The sequence below is a fragment of the Ruegeria sp. BHSA191 genome (assembly GCF_059613325.1).
Window position 1 is genome coordinate 1 of record NZ_JBXWSH010000011.1, and the last position, 17,730, is coordinate 17,730.

Genomic DNA, 17,730 nt, shown 5'->3' on the forward strand with positions numbered 1-17,730 from the left:
TCTTTGCCCGCGCCTGCGCCCGTGACATTGCCGGCACCCTGACGATGGCCGACGCGCCCGAGGTGCGGCTGCGCCTGCCATCGGGCGGTACCGAGCCCGACCCGCAGGCAGTGGCCGAACTGCGTCAGGTCATGACCGATAGCGTGGGCGTGGTCCGCGACGCCGATGGGCTGCGCCGCGCCTTGGGCCGGATCGCCGTGTTGGAGTCGCTGCACGGTCAGTCTCACTTGTTCCGTAACATGACCGCAACCGCCACGCTGATCGCGGCGGCCGCCCTGATGCGCACCGAAAGCCGCGGCGCGCATTACCGATCCGATTGTCCTGCTTCGGCCACGGGGCCGGGGCGGCGGTCTGATCTGACACTGGACGAGGCCGTGGCACTGCGGTCGAAAATCTTCAAGGAAACCGCAACATGCATCATGCCACTGTCCCCGACCTGATCCTTGAACCAATGGTCCGCGCCGCGCTGACCGAAGATCTCGGCACCAGCGGCGACATCACCACCCGCACCGTAATCCCGGCGGGCGTGACCTATGCCGCGCGGCTGAACGCGCGCGAGGATGCGGTTGTGTCGGGTATGCAGGTGGCGGCCTTGGCGTTCCGGCTGGTGGACCCGACGCTGAAGATCGATCCGCTTGTGGCCGACGGGGACCGTTGCACCAAGGGCCAAACCCTCATGGAGATCACCGGCAGCGCGGCTTCGATCCTGTCGGGGGAACGCGTTGCGCTGAACTTTGCCGGTCGTCTGACAGGGGTAGCCACTCTGACAGCCGAGCTGGTGGCGCAGACCGCCGGGACCAAGGCGCGCATCACCTGCACCCGCAAGACCACGCCGGGCCTGCGGATCGTCGAGAAGCTGGCCGTGCTGCATGGCGGCGGGTTCAACCACCGCCATTCGCTGTCGGATGCGATCCTGATCAAGGACAACCATATTGCCGCCGCCGGCGGGGTGCGTGCGGTGTTGGGGGCGGTCAAGGCGCGTGCGTCGCACATGATGAAGATCGAGATCGAAGTGGACCGGTTGGACCAGCTGGCCGAGGTTCTGGACACTGGTGGCGCTGATGTCGTGCTGCTGGACAACATGACGCCGGACATGCTGGCCGAGGCCGTGGCGATGGTGGATGGGCGTCTGGTGACCGAGGCGTCGGGCAATGTCACCGTGGGTACGGTAGCGGCGATCGCGGCCACCGGGGTCGATTATATCTCGTCCGGGGCTCTGACCCACTCCTATCGGACAGTCGATCTGGGCCTTGATTTCTAAGCGCCTGCTGGTCCGGCACGCACCCTAGATAATGAATGGCGAATTCTGCGATTGTTGCACAGAAGACCAACGAAATCGTCGGAGGCTGGGTTTCTTTTTTGGATTTTCATCGGTTCGTGGTACCGTTTCTTGAATATGATTGACTGTTGGCCTGTACCACACGGTCGGTTTCGTTTGTTGCGAGTGAGGTACCCATGCGGATTTGGATCAACGCGGCCCTTTTGTTTCTGGCCCTGACAACGCCGGCGCATGCCTATATCGGACCGGGCGCGGGCTTGGGCGCCCTGTTTACTCTGCTGGCGATCGTGGTCGGCGGCTTTCTGCTGGTCGTCGGTTTCCTCTGGTACCCAATCAAACGGGCGCTGCGCAAAAGGAAAAACTCTGAGGCGAAAGGCGAAGAAGCCGACCTGTCCCAATGATCGTTGCCTTCATCGTGTCCCTGTTTGCCGTGGCCGGTTTCGGGTTCGGCATCTGGGCGCTGAATATCATCAGTCTGTCGAAAGGTCTGGGCGAGGATGCCATGCAAGGCATCTCGGCGATGCTTGACAGCGAGCTGAGTGACGAGGTCAAGGAAGTGCGGGTCCGGCAGGCCGGGGTCACTCTGCTCCAGGGGGCGTGGCGCCTGTTCTGGCGGTTTGGTGTAGCTCTGGCGGCGGCTGCTCTGCCTATCATGGTTGCTGACGCTATCGGCCTGACCACGGCGGACGCGGTCTTTTCCCTGATGCTGCGCCTCGACTATATCGTGGGTGTGTCGCTGGCCGCCATTCTGGTTGGCCGCTTTTTCCTACGTCGGAAGGGCCGGGTGGAAAGCGATGCCAATGCACCAGGCCCGTACAGTTCGGCGGACCGGTTTGCACATATGCTGGCCTTTTCCGGTCCGAAATTTCACAAGGTATCGGCGAAAGTCGATGATTATGCCTTCCGGCGCCGGGTGCCCGAGGCTGAAACCCGCCCGCCTATTTTCGTCACCTCGCTGGCGCGCGGCGGAACCACCTCGGTGTTGAACGCCCTGTCTCATGTCGAGGGAATGGCAACGCACCGATACAGAGACATGCCGTTCATTTCCGCCCCCTATTTGTGGAACGGGCTAGGCGGCGCGCTCAGGCGGGATGTGGCGCAGGTGGAACGGGCGCATGGCGATGGTCTGACGATCGGGCTGGACAGCCCCGAGGCCTTTGATGAAATTTTCTGGCATCTGTTCTGGCCGGCAAAATATCGCGACGACCGGATCGAGCTTTGGTACGCGACGGATCTGCACAGCGAGGCCCAGAGCTTTTTCGACACACATTTTCGCAAGATTTGCCATCTGCGCACTGGAGGATCCAGCGGCGGCGCCACGGCGCCGCCGCGCTACCTGTCCAAGAACAACGCCAACATCGCCCGTCTTCGTCTGCTGCACGATCTGTTTCCGGGCTGTGCGGTCGTCGTGCCAATCCGGCGTCCCGGCGCACATGCCTGGTCGATGCTGCGCCAGCATCGGAATTTCCTTGTACGACAGGCCGAGGATCCGTTCGTGCTGCGCTATATGCGCGATATCGGGCATTTTGAGTTCGGGCTCCTCCACCGCCCGCTGGATTTTCCCGAACTTGCGGTCGAAGGCTATCACCTCGAGGACCCGAATTATTGGCTGGCCTATTGGATTGCAGCCTTCCGCGACATCGCCGCACAGGGGGATCGGTGCCATTTCGTAGTCCAAGACGACCTGAGGGCCCGTCCGAACGAGGTTCTGGCCGACCTCGGTGAACGCCTGGATATCGACGTCGCAAATATGGACTTCCGCGGGTTCTTCCGGGCTGAGCCCGACGCGCGGCGGCAGGACGGGTTTTCCGACACATTATTGAAGCAGGCCGAGGACATCTTTCAGGATCTGGCGGCGCAAGCCGTCACCGGCCGGCCAAGACCGGCCCGCAGCCCGGTGCAACGGGCCAATTGAAGCGCGGACCCGGGAACCAAATCGGAGGTAATCGGATGGAAAAAATCCTCTTCAAGAAGATCGAGCTCTGGGTCTTGGGGGTGTTGGCCGTCTTCGGTTTTTTCGGCATGGTTCTGTTCGGAGCCATCGTTCTGGATGAGGAACGTGGCGAGGAGGAGTTGGGCGGTGACCATTTCGGCGTGATCGGCGACGCAGCCTTGGCCTTGGCCGAACTGCCGGAAAACGCGCGCCAGTCGTTGAAAACTGTGATCGGACCGGACCCGACGATGATTTCATTTCTGAAGCTTCCTCCGGGAAGCACCGCTTTGGCAAAATGGTCTTGGTTGCAACCGCCGGGTTCGGACGGGTTGGACGGATATCTGTTGCTCAGTCGCTATGACGGTGACCGGACGCGGCACGTGGTCGAGCTTGTGTCGTTGCAAACTGGCGAAACGCTTCGAACTTGGATGCCGGATGCCGAGACGGTCCTGGCAAGCTTTGAACGCAAGCCCGAATTTGAAGGGTGGGCTCCGTATGAGTACTGGAACGATGGCTACTTTCGCTACATACACCCATACCTGACCGAAGCAGGAGAGTTGCTGGTCAAGAGTCATCACTCGCCTTTGATCATGCTGACGGCCTGCGGTGACGTCCGTTGGGCGCAAAACGACGTGCTGGTCCACCATTCCACCAATTCAGACGGAGCGGGAGGCTATTGGCTGCCGGGTCTGGCGTTGAAGTCCAGACCAAGCGATCTGTCAGAACGATTTGTGCGCGACTCGCTTGTGCATGTAACCGCGGACGGCCAAGTTGATTTCGAGGAACCCTTGGCCCCAATATTCGAGAACAGCGGGCTGAAACACCTGATTTTTCCGGCGTCCCATTTCTGGAAAGATCCTATGCATCTCAACGACATAGAACCAGTATTAAAGGACGGGCCATTCTGGAAGAAAGGAGACCTCTTTCTGAGCTTTAGAAGTCCGTCTCTTGTTGCGCTGTATCGCCCATCATTCCAAAAATTCGTTTGGTGGAAGGCCGGACCATGGCAATCGCAACACGATGTAGACATAGTTAGTGATCGCCGAATAGCTGTTTTTGACAATGCTGCGTTCGATCGCGGTTTTGGGTCGCGCGTCGACGGTGCCAGTGAGCCTGTTATCTACGATTTCGAGACCGGCGCTGTGTCCAGGCCCTTTCATGACGCATTCATGGAATTGAAAACGGCAACGATGACAGAAGGTCTGCAGGATTTCACGCCTTCTGGCCACTTGATCGTTGAAGAGGAAAACCGGGGCCGAATACTGGTTCTCAACAGGATTGGCGACCTCGTGGCAACATATGTAAACAGAGCGGAAAATGGCGAGCTCTATACGATGGGCTGGTCGCGCTACATCCCCCAAGCCCACGGAGACAAGGCTTTGGCGGCGATCGAACAAAGCGGGTGCTGAAACTGGCCGTTCGGTCTGTCTATGGGCGTCGGAAAACCAGAACCGCGCCGTCTCCCAGGGTGCCGGGGAATTCCTTGACCAGCTCCAGGCCGGTTTCGGCATCGTGGCCCAGTTGCGGAATGGCGCGGAACATCCGGTTCGGGAACAGAACGACCAACGTCACCGGACCGGGTTGGGACATCGCCGCGTCATAATTCGCAGCAGTGTCGATGGTGCCCCAGTCGGCCTGGAAGTGGCTTTGAAAGATCGGGCCGCCCGGATTGATGGCATAGACGCGCTCGGTCGGGCTGCGCTGGCTTTCGACCAATGCAAAAGCGCTAGCCAGATCCTGTTTCGGCGCGGCATAGTTCTTCTGGACCAGAAAAACCGACAGGGCGACCATGATCAGGGCGCCCAGGTTGAACAAGGGCCGAGCAAGGCCGGCGCGTCCAACGATGCGTGAAATGAGTCCGGCGGCCCACTGGCACCCGACCACGACGAGCACGATGATGAGGCCGATATCGACGAAGAAGAACCGAGGCCAGATCCGCATGTCCAACGCCGAAAGCAACAGCAGGGTAACGGCGACATGGGCTGCGACAACCGGAAAGAACAGAGGTTGCCGGGTGTGTGACCCGATCGCTCCGAAGATGATGGCCACAAGCCCGCTGACGGCGATCAGCAGGGTCAATCCACCGGTATTGCCCAAGGCCGTCCGCAGACCTTCGGCCACCGTCCAGAGCGGGTTCTGGTATTCCTGCATCGGGTCGACGGCTGACGACGCCGAGACCTCGCCCATGGCTTCCAATAGGCTCGGGAAAATCGGCAGATAGGCCAAGGTGGTCAGCGCAAGCGCGATCGCGACCCCGACCAGAGGACGCAGGACCCATGCACGGGTTAGCGCATCCCGGCCGATACCGGTGGCCAAAGACAGCAGCCATACCAACCCGAGCGCCACGAAAAAGAACGCCCCGGTCAGATGCGTGAACACGGCGGCTGCGGCGGTCAGGCCAAAGGCGATCCATGTGCCGTATGTCGGGCGGCGCACCCCGCGCAGGAACAGGATGAGGCCCAGAACGCTCCAGAACGCAAGCTCGGTGTATCCGCGGGCGTTCTGTGAAAACCAGACCTGGTGATAGGACAGCGCCACAAGCAGGGCCGACACATGCGCAACGCGGGTATTTGCGACCTCGCGGGCCAGCCACCAGATCGCAGCCACGGTGCCAACCCCGAATACCAGGGCGGGAAACCGATAGGCCCACGGGGTCTCCCCGAACAGCTGTGCCGACAGCTTGGCCTTCATGCTGAAGAAATAGTGATGGTTCATCGAATACTCGCGCATCATGTCGCCCCAGGGCTGGCGGACATGCGTATCGACGGTCCAGATTTCATCGTACCACAGCGGCCCGTTCAACCCTGCGGTTCTGAGAACGGTGGCCAACAAAAGAATGAACAGAAGGATGCCCAGATCGCTGCGGCCGATTTCCGGTGAGCGCTGTTTCAAAGGCGGTCCTCCACTTGGAAGAGTGATAGTTTGCGGGCCCGCAGCTGCGTCGCAGTCTCAAAACCGAGGTCGGCAACCGGATCATCGGTCACGGCATCAACCATCGCAGGATCTTTCCTTGAGTTGAGCCAGAAACCGGTCACCGGATTCGCGGTCCATGATCCGGCTCCAACCCAAATGGTAAATCAGTTCGTTTTCGGCGCGGTTCACATGCTCGACAGCCAACTTGCCGTCAGGGGTGAAGATCATGCTGCGGCCAGACTCGGATTCATCGACATACAGATGACCATCTGGCAGCAGTGTGAATAGGCCGGCGGCCTCGTTCTTGAAGTCCTGTGCATCCAGAACCGCCTGGAAGGGCCGATACGCGGTTTCGGTTTCGAGGTCGAAATAGACGATCTGGCTGGTTCCGTTCACGACCAGTTCGCGCCCGTCTCCGATATCCAGCGAGTTGTTGTTGTAGACCGCAAATGTCTTCTCGTCGATGACGTCAACGTCATGTTGGGCCGCCCACGGACCTTGATACCACCAGATGATCCGGTCTTCGGACGGGCGAAAAAGCATGATGGTCGAAATGTTGCGCAAGCTCAGCAGGACGTCGCCGCGTTTCCAGTATGGGCCATCTTCGAATATGGGTTCCACATCGTTCAGGTGGATGGGATCCGGGTCGAATTGCTTGGCCAGGATCATGTAGCCCAGCCCCTGTTCCAGCATGACCTTGGTCAGCGAACGGTCATACAGAACCTCTCCATCTGCCGAAAACTGGGTGATGCCTGGATCGAGGTAGTATTTGTTCAGCCCCTCGATGCGCGGAGGCTCGACATAGGCCGAGGACCAGATCGTGCCGTCGAGGCCCGGTTCCGTCGTGTGATGATAGACGCCGTTTTCCAGTGTCCAAACCGGTTCGCCGCACGGGGTCATGCGCACCATGGGGCTGAACATGCTTTTCACCAGAATGTCGCCGTTCTCGAGCGCAAGGGGATGGACGACCTGAAAGCGTTCATTGCGCCAATCGTCATAGTTGATCAGTCGCGAGTCGCGGCTCGCATTGCGAAAAGTATTCTCGAAGTCGAAATCGATGCGATGCACGACCGCACCGGCCTTCAGATCCACCAGTTCCAGAACGTGATGTCCGACATCGCCGTCGTGACGGCTGAAGAACAGGTAAGCGTCCAGCCCGCTGTCCAGTCGTTCATCGAAAAAGGTCCACCCGCTTTTGTCGGGAAACCGACCCGAATTGTTTGTGGCCATGCCCGCCAGGTCGCCTCCGGCCGCCATACGAACCGCCTTGGCGGCTTCGGCTGGAAGGGCCGCGATTTTCAGTGAGACACGGCTGATGGCGCCAAGTCGGTTGTTGCCATAGACGGCATCGCGGACGATGACCCCGAATGCGAATGTCACTAGCAAAAGAAAGACGACGATCAGGGCAACGACCCACATCTCGATCTTCTTGAAAAGAAACTTATCCAACCCGTTACCTCTTCAATCACTGACACAAGCGAACAAACCAATGGATGTCGCGCCAAACGGCGCCACGTTTCGCTTGGCATTCATGGTAGGAATGTCGCGACACGGTGCAAAGAACAATAATTTCGTCGCTATGGCTTTTCCTTGGCCACAATGGGTGCTTTGGTGCATCAACCCTTACTATTCCATGGCTCCGGCCGACATCCCACCGATGCCGCCGCACTCACTGGGATATTGTTTCTGTATTTCGCACATTTGGTATGCTTTTCGTGAATTGTTTGGGCGCAATGCGAGTGTTCCAAAGCCATCGGCACAATGACAGACAGCGGTTTGGCAGCATTGCTTGCGCACCTTCAGCACGAAACGCGCCGGATTCCGGAGCTTTCCCACGACATCTGTTTCGTGACAGGCAGGGCCCATATTGGTATGAACGCGCTGTGTTGAATGGGTTTTGAGTACATGCAGATTGAAGAAACCGCCTTGCCCGGTGTCCTGATCCTGACGCCCCGGCGGTTTGGCGATGCGCGGGGTTTCTTTTCCGAGACCTGGAACCGCCGGGTTCTGACCGGGTATGGGATCGATCTGGAATTCGTTCAGGACAATCACTCGGTTTCCGCCGCGGCCGGTACGTTGCGAGGGCTGCACTTTCAGTCGCCGCCGCATGCGCAGGACAAGCTGGTGCGCTGCGGACGTGGCGCGCTGTTCGATGTCGCCGTGGACATCCGCAAGGGGTCGCCGACCTATGGCCGGTGGACGGGGGTTGAATTGACGGCCCAGAACGCAAAGCAATTGCTGGTTCCCAAAGGGTTTCTGCACGGTTTCGTGACGCGCGAACCCGACACCGAAATCTGCTATAAATGCACCGACTATTATGCGCCCGCATGTGACGGAGCCGTGCATTGGAACAGTTGCGGCATTGACTGGGGCCTGACCACCGAACCGATCGTGTCGGACAAGGACAGGGATGCGCCGGCCTTTTCCCGGTTCGACAGCCCGTTCGTCTGGGAGGGAGCGCCATGAAGCTGTTGGTAACCGGTGGCGCGGGGTTCATCGGATCGGCTGTGGTGCGCCGCGCCATTCGAGACGGACACAAGGTCGTCAATTTGGACGCGTTGACCTATGCGGCCTGCCTGGACAACTTGGCCGAGGTCGCCCAGGACCCGCGCTATAGCTTCGTGAGGGCCGATATTCGCGACCGGGGTGCGCTTGATGCGGCCCTGGACGCACACCGCCCTGATGCGATCATGCACCTCGCCGCCGAAAGCCATGTCGACCGGTCGATAGACGGGCCGGGGGCTTTCATCGACACCAATATCACCGGCACCTACACCTTGCTCGAGGCCGCCCTGGCATATTGGGACGGGCAAGGTCGGCCCGAAGGGTTCCGGTTCCACCATATCTCGACCGACGAGGTCTATGGCTCGCTTGGTCCCGCGGGTCGGTTCACCGAACAGACGCCCTATGATCCGCGTTCGCCCTATTCGGCCAGCAAGGCGGCCAGCGATCACTTGGTGCGCGCCTGGCACGAAACCTACGGCCTGCCCGTGGTGCTGACGAATTGCTCGAACAACTACGGGCCGTTTCACTTCCCCGAAAAGCTGATCCCGGTGGTGATCCTCAATGCGCTGGCGGGCAGGCCCTTGCCCATCTATGGCGACGGGTCGAATGTCAGGGACTGGCTTTTTGTGGAAGACCACGCCGAAGCCCTGCTGCTGGTCGTGGAAAAAGGCCGGGTCGGGCGCAGCTACAACATCGGTGGCGACAGCGAATGCACCAATCTCGAGCTGGTGCGGATGTTATGCGGCATATTGGACCGGCTGCGCCCGGCGTCGCGCCCTTATGCCGAGCTGATGACCTTCGTCGCCGACCGGCCGGGACATGACGCACGCTATGCCATCGATGCGACCCGAATCCGCACCGAGTTGGGCTGGCAACCGTCGGTGACGCTGGCTGAGGGGCTGGAGCGTACCGTCCGCTGGTATCTGGAAAACGAAGCCTGGTGGACGGCGCTGCAAGACCGCAACGGCGTCGGGCAGCGGTTGGGGGTGCGCGCATGACCGTGCTGGTCTTTGGCAGAACCGGGCAGGTGGCGCGTGAACTCGCCCGTCACACCGGCGTGACCTGCCTCGATCGCATGACGGCCGATCTGGAACACCCCGACCAATGCGCCGCGGCGATCCGCGCGGCCGCACCTCGGGCTGTCATTAACGCCGCGGCCTACACCGCAGTCGATCCGGCCGAGGAAGACGAGGCACGCGCCACGGTGATCAACGCCAGCGCGCCCGCCGCCATGGCGCGGGAATGTGCGGAGTTGGGTATCCCCTTCGTTTCGATCTCGACGGACTATGTGTTTGACGGATCGGGCATGTCGCCGCGCAAGCCCAGCGATCCGACCGGCCCGTTGGGGGCCTATGGCCGGTCAAAGCTGGCGGGTGAACGGGGCATCGCGCGGGCAGGGGGGGCGTACGGCATTCTGCGCACCTCCTGGGTGGTCTCGGCCCATGGCGACAACTTCGTAAAGACGATGCTGCGCCTGGGGGCCGACCGAAGCCGGCTGAATGTCGTTTCCGACCAGATCGGCGGGCCGACCCCCGCCCGTGACATCGCGCGCGCCTGTCTCGAGATGGCGCGGCAGCTGGCCGACGATCCGGGCAAGGCCGGCATCTATCACTTTGCGGGCGCGCCCGATATCAGCTGGGCCGGGTTCGCACGGGCGATTTTCCACACCGCGGGTCTGACCTGTGACGTCGTTGACATCCCCACGTCCGAATATCCAACACCGGCGCGGCGGCCGTTGAATTCCCGGCTGGATTGTTCCTCACTCGAGGCGTGTTTTTCCATTCCCCGCCCGGACTGGCGGGCGGGTCTGAAAGATATTCTGAACGATTTGGAAATGGTATGACGAGCGGGCGAAAAGGCATCATTCTTGCAGGCGGATCGGGCACGCGGCTTTATCCGATCACGATGGCCGTGTCCAAGCAGCTGTTGCCGCTGTATGACAAACCCATGATCTATTACCCGCTGACGGTTCTGATGTTGGCGGGTATCCGCGATATCTGCGTCATCACCACCCCGCAGGACCAGGGCCAATTCATACGCACCTTGGGCGACGGCAGCCAGTGGGGCGTATCCCTGACCTATGTCGTGCAGCCGAGCCCCGACGGTCTGGCGCAGGCGTTCATTCTGGCCGAAGATTTCTTGGACGGCGCACCCTCGGCCCTGGTTCTGGGAGACAACATCTTTTTCGGACACGGTCTGCCCAGACTGCTGGCGGCCGCGGACCGTCAGGCCGAGGGCGGGACGGTTTTTGGGTACCACGTGGCCGATCCGTCGCGATACGGCGTGGTTGCCTTCGACTCGGACGGGCAGGCGCGCGAAATCATCGAAAAACCCGCCGACCCGCCTTCGAACTATGCGGTGACCGGGCTGTATTTCCTGGATGGTACCGCCCCCGAACGGGCGCGTCGGGTCCGGCCCTCGGCACGCGGAGAGTTCGAGATCACCGACCTGTTGCAGATGTATCTGGCCGAGGGGCGGCTGCGGGTCGAGACGATGGGGCGGGGCTATGCCTGGCTGGACACGGGCACCCATGCCAGCCTGCTGGATGCGGGCAATTTCGTCCGCACGCTGGAAGAACGCCAAGGCCTGCAGACCGGCTGCCCCGAAGAGATCGCTTGGCAACTGGGGTGGATCAACGAAGAACAGCTGCGCCGGCGCGCCGAGATGTTCGCCAAGAATGACTATGGGGCCTATCTGGACAGGTTGTTGAAATGAAAATGTTTTTGGTGCGGTCTCTGGGTTGGCTGGTGCGCGGGTTCCACCTGCGGTGGACGCGGCAATATCCGTTCCGTTTGTTGTATTGTTGAAAAGGTTGAGTGTTGGCCGATGAAATCTGGTGAATTTGAGTACCTGTTGATCTGCAACACCTCTGACGGGTTGGTGGCGCAGCTCAACGGGGTGGTCGTGCAATTGCAGTTCGCCCGCCGGATGGGCCTGAAGCCGATCATCCATCTGCACGAACGCAGTTATATGTTCGGGGGCCCCAACCCCTATTTCGATGCCGAGACCGGCCCCAACGTGTGGGATTACTACTACGAACCCGTTGGCGCGTCGGGCTCTGACCTGCAGGCGCTGGTGCGCTCCGGCAAGGTCTGCACCCTGTCAACGGCCTCCGAACTCATGCGGCTGTACCGATGGGAGCCCAGAAGCTGGTTCATGAACCCCTATGGCTATTTCCGCAGCGTGGAAAACCGTGCCGACGGTACATATCCGGCCGCCTGGTGGCACGAGGAACGCCAGAAGATGCGAACCTTGCTGGACGACGGGACCGTGCGGTTCCGGTCGTCGTTGCTGAGCCAGGCCGAGCGCTTTGCCCGCGCCAAGTTCCCAGAACATACGCTTGGGCTGCAGTTGCGCGGCTCGGACAAGTTCGATTTCGGAGTCGGACCGAATCTGTCGCGCAAGGTCGTGCCCGAGGAGTATTTTCCGGTGATCGATCGCTACCTTGCGGACCATCCCGATTGCGGGGGTATCTTCGTCGCCACGGATCAGCGGCAGTGGCTGAAGGTTCTCGAGGAAGCCTATCCGGGCAATATCATCTCGTATTCCGAGAAATCCCTGAGCGACTCCGATGCCAACCGGTTCCATGACGCCGAAGAGAAGGCCGCGCGTGGCGCCGAGGTGCTGATGGATCTGCTGCTGTTGTCCCGCTGCGACTACATCGTCAAATGCCACGCGGCTGTGGGCGAAATGGCGGTGACCCTCAACCCCGACGTCGACTTCGTCGACCTGAACTATGCCCACCAGCCGATGGTGGCCGGGCCCAAGCCCCTGCGCGCGGTGGCCGTGCCCTGCATCCGGGCGCTGAGCACGCTTTGGCGGGTGTTGTCCGAAAACGGAATGGCGCTCGAGCGGGTGGTCTCCGTTCGGGACGAGGTCGTCATGGTGGGCCGGACGCCGCGGCCGCTGAACACCAAGCGCGAAGAAGGCCAAAAGGCCCCGCGGCCGCCGGTGTTTTCGCGGCGCTTCGTCTCGGACGGGTTCGACTGGGCGCTGCGGACACTTGCGGCGCAGTGCTATGCCTATGCCGAGCGCCCGTCCTCGCGCTAGGGGGTGTGGCGCCTAGCTTTTCCCAGCACCAGGTCGCTGGCTTTTTCGCCGATCATAATGGCCGGGGCGTTGGTGTTTCCGCTGACGATTTCCGGCATGATCGAACAATCGGCCACCCGCAGACCGCCGATTCCGTGCACCCGCAGCCGGGCGTCCACCACCGCTTGCGGCGTCGACCCCATCGCACAGGTTCCGGTCGGGTGATAGATCGAGACGGAATTCGACCGGGCCCAGTCCAGCGTGCCCTCGTAATCGTCCATCGGTAGGTCCGACCTGGGTCTGAACTCCTCGGAAATCTTCGAAGCCAGCGGATTGTGCCGTGCTATCCTGCGCGCGATCTTGATGCCGTCGACGATGGTTCGGCAATCGGTTTCAGTTGACAGATAGTTCGGAACGATCTTGACGTATGACGTCGGGTCCGGCCCGTCGAGCCGCAGCTCTCCGCGGCTTTCGGGGCGCAGTTGGCACACCGACATCGTGAAAGCCGAGAACGGATGCACGCCCTCGCCCGGGCTGTCGGCCGACCAGGGCTGGACATGGAACTGGATGTCGGGGGTTTCGATCTCGGGGCGGGTCTTCAGGAAACCGGTGGCCAGGCTGGCCGCCATGGTCATGGGGCCGGTGCGGAACAGGGCGTATTTCAGGGCGATCCGGGCTTGGTTGAACAGGCTGCGCACCTCGTCGTTCAACGTGGGTTCGTTGCATTTGAACACCAGCCGGGCCTGCAGGTGATCCTGCAGACCCTTGCCGACGCCGGGCAGGGCGTGGATCGGTTCGATCCCGTTGTCCTTCAGGTGTTCGGAATCACCGATTCCGGACAGCATCAGGATTTGGGGCGAGTTGATCGCGCCGCCCGACAGGATGACCTCGCGCCGGACCCGCAACTTTTGTTCGGCGCCGGTCCGGTCGCGATAAGTCAGACCCACGGCCTGTTTGCCCTCCAGCAGGATCCGCGTCACCAGGGCGTGGGTGATGATGTTCAGGTTCGGCCGCTTGCGGATCGGCTTCAGATAGGCCACGGCCGCGCTGCACCGCCGCCCGTTGCGGGTGGTCAGCTGGAAATAGCCGACGCCCTCTTGCGTGGCGCCGTTGTAGTCGGGGTTGAACGGATAGCCCGCCGCCTGCGCCGAGGCGACCCAGGCATCGCAGATCGGGCGCTGGATGCGCATGTTGGACACCGACAGCGGGCCGCCCGTTCCGTGATAGTCGTCAGCACCCCGTTCCTGATCCTCGCTGCGTTTGAACAGGGGCAGAACGTCCTCCCAGCCCCAGCCCGCGTTACCCATCTGGCGCCAGCGGTCATAATCCTGTTTCTGCCCGCGCACATACAGCAGCCCGTTCAGCGATGACGAACCACCCAAGACCTTGCCGCGCGGCCAGTCGATCGAACGACCGTTCAGGCCCGGATCGGGTTCGGTGCGGTAACACCAGTCGACCGACGTGTTGTGCATCGTCTTGAAATAGCCGACAGGGATGTGAATCCACGGGTTGGTGTCCGGACCGCCGGCCTCGAGCAACGCGACGCGCGTACCGGGATCGGCGCTAAGGCGATTGGCGATGACACAGCCCGAAGATCCAGCCCCGACAATCGCGTAATCAACCTCCATCATCGCCTCCTTTTGCTGCCGATGAAAAAAACTCTATGCAAAACGCATCAACTAAACTAGCATTTTTTGATACATAACGTCTCAAAAATTGCGATAGGGAGGATGGCAATGGAGATCGGACGGAAACTGAGTGGAATTTCCCGGAGGGATTTTTTTCGCGTCGCTGGACGCTACGGGATGAGCTCGACCCTTTTGGCCGCAGGCGGATTCGGAGGGGCGATGAGCTTGGCCAACCTAGCCCAAGCGGCTGAATCTACATATGAGAAGAGGTTCTCGAAAGAACCCAAGCACACGCTGAAATTTGGTGCGGCGGGGTTCAACACGCGCAACCTGCTGATCGAGCGCGCCGGAGCGATCGAATTCGCGCGCGATCTGGAAGAGCGCACGGATGGCGAGATTCGCATCGAGTTCATCGGCGACAACCAGATCTGCGGGCAGCTGAGCTGTGTCGAGAAGACCCAGCAGGGAATCGTCGACATCTATGCGGCCTCGACCCAGAATTCGGCCGGCGGAGCGCCTTATCTGAACGTTCTGGACTATGCCTACATGTTCCCCAGCCGGGCTGCGCAATATCATTTCTTCTATAGCCCGGCCAGCCAGCGCATCCTGCGCGACCCGCTTGAAAAACGCCACGGGCTGAAATTCCTGTTCACCCATTGCGAACTGCGCGGCCTGCAGATGGGATCGACCTTCGCCGACAAGCCGACGGTTACCAAGCTCGAGGAGCTGTTCGGCACCAAAAACCGCGTGACCGGCACCCAGCTGGGCCGGATCGCCATGCAGCTTCTGAATCTGAACCCGGTGCCCGTCGCATGGGAGGAAACGCTGGATGCACTGAAAACCGGCCTGATCGACGGGGCCGAGACCTGGGCTTCGGCTGTGGCCTATGCCAACATGGCGCCGGTCGTGTCGCAGTCGGTCAACCTGCAGTTCTTCTGCGGCACCGAACACACCTCGATGTCGGCCAAGGTGTTCGACAGTCTGGGCGGTGAGTTGCAGGACGCGGTCATGGAGTCGGCCTATTTCACGCAGGCCCTGATCCAAGGTGCGAACGAAGCCGCGCTGGTCAATACCGTGGGCTTCTCGGACCCGCAGCTGCCCAACACGATTTTTGCCGAGAACGGCGTGCGCCCGGCCTTCTTGCCGGACGATCAGCTGAAGCTGGCCGAGGAAATGTGTGCTCCGAACTACAATCCTGAACCCTGGGCCGAATGGCGCGAGCGGCTGAACAAATGGGCCGGCGGCATCGACACCTATCAAGAGATCTACGATATCGCGCGCGAGATCCCGGCCGACACGCTGCCGGAAAACGTTGAACCGCGCCGTTGGTGGAAGGGCGAAGCCTGACCAGGGCTGACAGGACCGGCCTGCATCGGCGGGCCGGTTTTATCGGGGACCGATTGGGAGGACGGGGTTCATGTCGTTTTGGGCAGATGTCGGCGCGATTTTCGGTGCCTTGCTCAGCAGGGATTCATTCGAGATTCAATCAGCCTTGCGATCAGATGCCGCCTGGGCCGTGGGCGCGGTGGCGGCGGCGTTGGGGGGGCTGTTGGTCATGTTCGTCTATCGCAAGGTTCCATTCATCGAACGCCATTTCGAGCGGTCGGTCATGGTGTATTCCTATCTTGCGATCGCACTGATCATTTTCTGGGGCGTGATCGACCGTTTCGTGTTTAACGATCAGGAGCCTTGGTCGACCACCATTCCGCCGCTGCTGTTCATGGTGATGGCGTGGTTCGGCGCCTCGTACAACGTGCGGCTGCGCACCCATCTGAGCTTCAGCGAATTCCGGTCGGCCATGCCGCGCGGCGGGCAGTTGGCCTGCCTGATCTTGGATGCTGTTCTATGGTACGGGTTTGCCGTGATCGTCATCGTGACGACCTCGCGTCTGGTGGCGTTGTCGGCGTCGAATTTCCAGATCGTGCTGGGCACCGACAACGTGATGCAGTGGTGGTTTCTGCTGACTGCGCCGCTGTCCTTCTTCCTGATGGTCGGCAGGGTGTTCCAAAACCTTGCCGACGATCTGCACAACTGGAAAACCGGGCAGCCGCTGATCCAGCAAGCCGTGATCGGAGCAGACTGATGACCGATGGAACCTGGGTTACACTGATTTCGCTTGGGGTGACGTTCCTGTTCATGCTGGGCGTGCCCGTGCTGCTGGTCATAGGCTATTGGGTGGTCGGCTGTTCCTTCGTGCTGGGGCTGACGCTCGACAACATGGGGGCCGAGCTGCTCAACGTGTTCAACAAGGGCTTTGCGCTGCTGGCGATGCCGCTGTTCATCCTGACGGGTGACCTGATCAACAAATCCGGCATCGCCCGAAGGCTGAGCGATTTCGCCTATGCCTGTCTGGGATGGATACGCGGCGGTCTGGCCATGGCCTCGTTGGGGGCCTGTGGTCTGTTTGCCGCCATATCGGGGTCGAACTCGGCCACCACCGCGACGATCGGGTCCATGCTGCACCCCGAGATGGTCAAGGGCGGCTATGACGAGCGGTTCAGCGCCGCCACCGCCGCGGCCGGCGGCACGGTCGGCATCATCATCCCGCCGTCGATCATCTTCATCGTCTATGGGTTTCTGATGAACCTGCCGATTTCCGAGCTGTTCGTGGCTGGCATCCTGCCCGGCGCGCTAATGGTGATCGGGATGCAGTTTGCCTGCTGGGTCATCTGCCGCATGAACGGTTGGGGCCATCTGATTCCGCTGCAGATGAACCGCATCCTGAAAACCGCCTTTGGCGCCTGGCTGGGGTTCTTTGCCATAGGGCTGGTTCTGTGGGGGATCTACACGGGCAAGTTCTCTCCGACCGAGGCCGCGGGGGTTACCGTCGGGTTCTGCGTGATCGCCGGTCTGGTCAGCCACCCGATCAACCGGATCATGGGCGCGCGTGGCGACATTTCCCCCACCGAAAAAAGCTTTGCCGAGATGATCGTGGTCGAAGGCTTCACCATCCCCGAGATCCCCTCGATCGTGATCCGGTCGGCGCAGATCACCGGCATCCTGGCCCCCCTGATCGCGATTTCCGTCGTGATGCAGCAGATCCTGTCTCTGCTGGGGGCCCAGCAGACGATCGGAGATTTCGTGACCTCGATGGGCGGCTATCACGCGGTGCTGTTCACCTCGATGGTGATCGTGTTCTTTTCGGGGATGGTCCTCGAAAGCCTGCCGGTGACAATCATTCTGGCTCCGATCCTGGCCCCGATCGCAGCGTCGGTGGGTGTGGACCCGATCCATTTCTCTGTCATTTTCCTCGTCGGCGCGTCGATCGGCTTCATCACGCCGCCCTATGGGCTGAACCTCTATGTGGCCTCGGGCGTGACCGGGGTGCCGTATTTCCGCCTTCTGCGCTATACGGTGCCTTATCTGGTGGCCTTGCTTTCGGTCTGGTTCCTAGTGGCGATGGTTCCCGATTTGGCCTTGATCCTGCTGCCGAACAACTGAAC

The 17,730-nt window shown here is 61.0% G+C and carries 15 protein-coding genes and 1 pseudogene; 13 read left to right on the plus strand and 3 right to left on the minus strand.

Going from position 1 to position 17,730, the window contains the following annotated elements; translation table 11 throughout:
- The 5 genes and pseudogenes from AC2FNS_RS11850 to AC2FNS_RS11870 all read left to right on the plus strand — a co-directional run.
- Positions 1–440 (plus strand): annotated as a pseudogene (locus AC2FNS_RS11850) (L-aspartate oxidase); the annotation flags it as partial.
- Positions 413–1,261: a carboxylating nicotinate-nucleotide diphosphorylase gene (gene nadC, locus AC2FNS_RS11855; RefSeq protein ID WP_496685148.1), complete on the plus strand. Its 849-nt coding sequence runs from the start codon at positions 413–415 to the stop codon at positions 1,259–1,261. The pseudogene AC2FNS_RS11850 and the gene nadC, both read left to right, overlap by 28 nt.
- A 194-nt stretch (positions 1,262–1,455) precedes the next feature.
- The gene (locus AC2FNS_RS11860; protein ID WP_496684155.1) at positions 1,456–1,680 is read left to right on the plus strand and encodes a hypothetical protein; all 225 of its coding nucleotides are present in this window, start codon (positions 1,456–1,458) and stop codon (positions 1,678–1,680) included.
- Positions 1,677–3,194, plus strand: coding sequence for a hypothetical protein (locus AC2FNS_RS11865; RefSeq protein ID WP_496803863.1), 1,518 nt, complete (start codon positions 1,677–1,679; stop codon positions 3,192–3,194). The genes AC2FNS_RS11860 and AC2FNS_RS11865 overlap by 4 nt, the downstream gene beginning before the upstream one ends.
- Before the next feature lie 35 nt (positions 3,195–3,229).
- Positions 3,230–4,621 (plus strand): arylsulfotransferase family protein, encoded by a 1,392-nt coding sequence (locus AC2FNS_RS11870; RefSeq protein WP_496797729.1) that lies wholly within the window; start codon positions 3,230–3,232, stop codon positions 4,619–4,621.
- 19 nt (positions 4,622–4,640) lie between these two features.
- Here the strand turns inward: AC2FNS_RS11870 and AC2FNS_RS11875 are convergent, their stop codons facing one another.
- Together AC2FNS_RS11875 and AC2FNS_RS11880 are read right to left on the minus strand one after the other, a co-directional pair.
- On the minus strand, positions 4,641–6,104 hold the full coding sequence (locus AC2FNS_RS11875; RefSeq protein ID WP_496797728.1) for a glycosyltransferase family 39 protein: 1,464 nt from the start codon (positions 6,102–6,104) through the stop codon (positions 4,641–4,643).
- Between the two features lie 96 nt (positions 6,105–6,200).
- Complete coding sequence (locus tag AC2FNS_RS11880; protein WP_496711904.1) at positions 6,201–7,574, minus strand: arylsulfotransferase family protein; 1,374 nt, start codon at positions 7,572–7,574, stop codon at positions 6,201–6,203.
- Positions 7,575–8,030: 456 nt separating this feature from the next.
- On the opposite strand from AC2FNS_RS11880, the gene rfbC reads away from it, so the two are divergent.
- The 5 genes from rfbC to AC2FNS_RS11905 all read left to right on the plus strand — a co-directional run bounded on the left by rfbC (position 8,031) and on the right by AC2FNS_RS11905 (position 12,680).
- Positions 8,031–8,591, plus strand: a complete 561-nt coding sequence (rfbC, locus tag AC2FNS_RS11885; RefSeq protein ID WP_496684165.1) for a dTDP-4-dehydrorhamnose 3,5-epimerase — start codon at positions 8,031–8,033, stop codon at positions 8,589–8,591.
- The gene (gene rfbB, locus AC2FNS_RS11890; protein WP_496685714.1) at positions 8,588–9,628 is read left to right on the plus strand and encodes a dTDP-glucose 4,6-dehydratase; all 1,041 of its coding nucleotides are present in this window, start codon (positions 8,588–8,590) and stop codon (positions 9,626–9,628) included. The genes rfbC and rfbB overlap by 4 nt, the downstream gene beginning before the upstream one ends.
- A complete protein-coding gene (rfbD, locus tag AC2FNS_RS11895) occupies positions 9,625–10,473 on the plus strand; it encodes a dTDP-4-dehydrorhamnose reductase (protein WP_496711905.1) in 849 nt (282 codons plus the stop codon). The genes rfbB and rfbD overlap by 4 nt, the downstream gene beginning before the upstream one ends.
- Entirely contained in the window at positions 10,470–11,345 is an 876-nt protein-coding gene (rfbA, locus tag AC2FNS_RS11900; protein WP_496711906.1) for a glucose-1-phosphate thymidylyltransferase RfbA, read from the plus strand. Before rfbD ends, rfbA begins: the two co-directional genes overlap by 4 nt.
- A gap of 111 nt (positions 11,346–11,456) precedes the next feature.
- Positions 11,457–12,680, plus strand: coding sequence for an O-fucosyltransferase family protein (locus AC2FNS_RS11905; RefSeq protein ID WP_496711907.1), 1,224 nt, complete (start codon positions 11,457–11,459; stop codon positions 12,678–12,680).
- Here the strand turns inward: AC2FNS_RS11905 and AC2FNS_RS11910 are convergent.
- Positions 12,677–14,287, minus strand: coding sequence for a GMC family oxidoreductase (locus AC2FNS_RS11910; RefSeq protein ID WP_496797727.1), 1,611 nt, complete (start codon positions 14,285–14,287; stop codon positions 12,677–12,679). The two genes, AC2FNS_RS11905 and AC2FNS_RS11910, sit on opposite strands and share 4 nt — an antisense overlap.
- A 108-nt stretch (positions 14,288–14,395) precedes the next feature.
- Between AC2FNS_RS11910 and AC2FNS_RS11915 the strand changes: the two genes are divergently transcribed.
- The 3 genes from AC2FNS_RS11915 to AC2FNS_RS11925 all read left to right on the plus strand — a co-directional run bounded on the left by AC2FNS_RS11915 (position 14,396) and on the right by AC2FNS_RS11925 (position 17,728).
- Positions 14,396–15,634 (plus strand): TRAP transporter substrate-binding protein DctP, encoded by a 1,239-nt coding sequence (locus AC2FNS_RS11915; RefSeq protein ID WP_490361249.1) that lies wholly within the window; start codon positions 14,396–14,398, stop codon positions 15,632–15,634.
- Between the two features lie 70 nt (positions 15,635–15,704).
- Positions 15,705–16,370 carry a TRAP transporter small permease gene (locus AC2FNS_RS11920; RefSeq protein WP_496685706.1) on the plus strand — a complete coding sequence of 222 codons (666 nt, stop codon included), beginning with the start codon at positions 15,705–15,707 and terminating at the stop codon, positions 16,368–16,370.
- On the plus strand, positions 16,370–17,728 hold the full coding sequence (locus tag AC2FNS_RS11925; protein WP_496684027.1) for a TRAP transporter large permease: 1,359 nt from the start codon (positions 16,370–16,372) through the stop codon (positions 17,726–17,728). Before AC2FNS_RS11920 ends, AC2FNS_RS11925 begins: the two co-directional genes overlap by 1 nt.
- Positions 17,729–17,730: the final 2 nt, after the last annotated feature.

What these genes read in the sequence shown, in the direction of transcription:
- AC2FNS_RS11925 (WP_496684027.1), top strand. Translation starts at nt 16,370, where the DNA reads ATGACCGATGGAACCTGGGTTACACTGATTTCGCTTGGGGTGACGTTC.
- AC2FNS_RS11860 (WP_496684155.1), top strand. Translation starts at nt 1,456, where the DNA reads ATGCGGATTTGGATCAACGCGGCCCTTTTGTTTCTGGCCCTGACAACG.
- rfbA (WP_496711906.1), top strand. Translation starts at nt 10,470, where the DNA reads ATGACGAGCGGGCGAAAAGGCATCATTCTTGCAGGCGGATCGGGCACG.
- AC2FNS_RS11915 (WP_490361249.1), top strand. Translation starts at nt 14,396, where the DNA reads ATGGAGATCGGACGGAAACTGAGTGGAATTTCCCGGAGGGATTTTTTT.
- AC2FNS_RS11905 (WP_496711907.1), top strand. Translation starts at nt 11,457, where the DNA reads ATGAAATCTGGTGAATTTGAGTACCTGTTGATCTGCAACACCTCTGAC.
- AC2FNS_RS11865 (WP_496803863.1), top strand. Translation starts at nt 1,677, where the DNA reads ATGATCGTTGCCTTCATCGTGTCCCTGTTTGCCGTGGCCGGTTTCGGG.
- nadC (WP_496685148.1), top strand. Translation starts at nt 413, where the DNA reads ATGCATCATGCCACTGTCCCCGACCTGATCCTTGAACCAATGGTCCGC.
- rfbD (WP_496711905.1), top strand. Translation starts at nt 9,625, where the DNA reads ATGACCGTGCTGGTCTTTGGCAGAACCGGGCAGGTGGCGCGTGAACTC.
- AC2FNS_RS11910 (WP_496797727.1), bottom strand. Translation starts at nt 14,287, where the DNA reads ATGGAGGTTGATTACGCGATTGTCGGGGCTGGATCTTCGGGCTGTGTC.
- AC2FNS_RS11920 (WP_496685706.1), top strand. Translation starts at nt 15,705, where the DNA reads ATGTCGTTTTGGGCAGATGTCGGCGCGATTTTCGGTGCCTTGCTCAGC.
- rfbB (WP_496685714.1), top strand. Translation starts at nt 8,588, where the DNA reads ATGAAGCTGTTGGTAACCGGTGGCGCGGGGTTCATCGGATCGGCTGTG.
- rfbC (WP_496684165.1), top strand. Translation starts at nt 8,031, where the DNA reads ATGCAGATTGAAGAAACCGCCTTGCCCGGTGTCCTGATCCTGACGCCC.
- AC2FNS_RS11870 (WP_496797729.1), top strand. Translation starts at nt 3,230, where the DNA reads ATGGAAAAAATCCTCTTCAAGAAGATCGAGCTCTGGGTCTTGGGGGTG.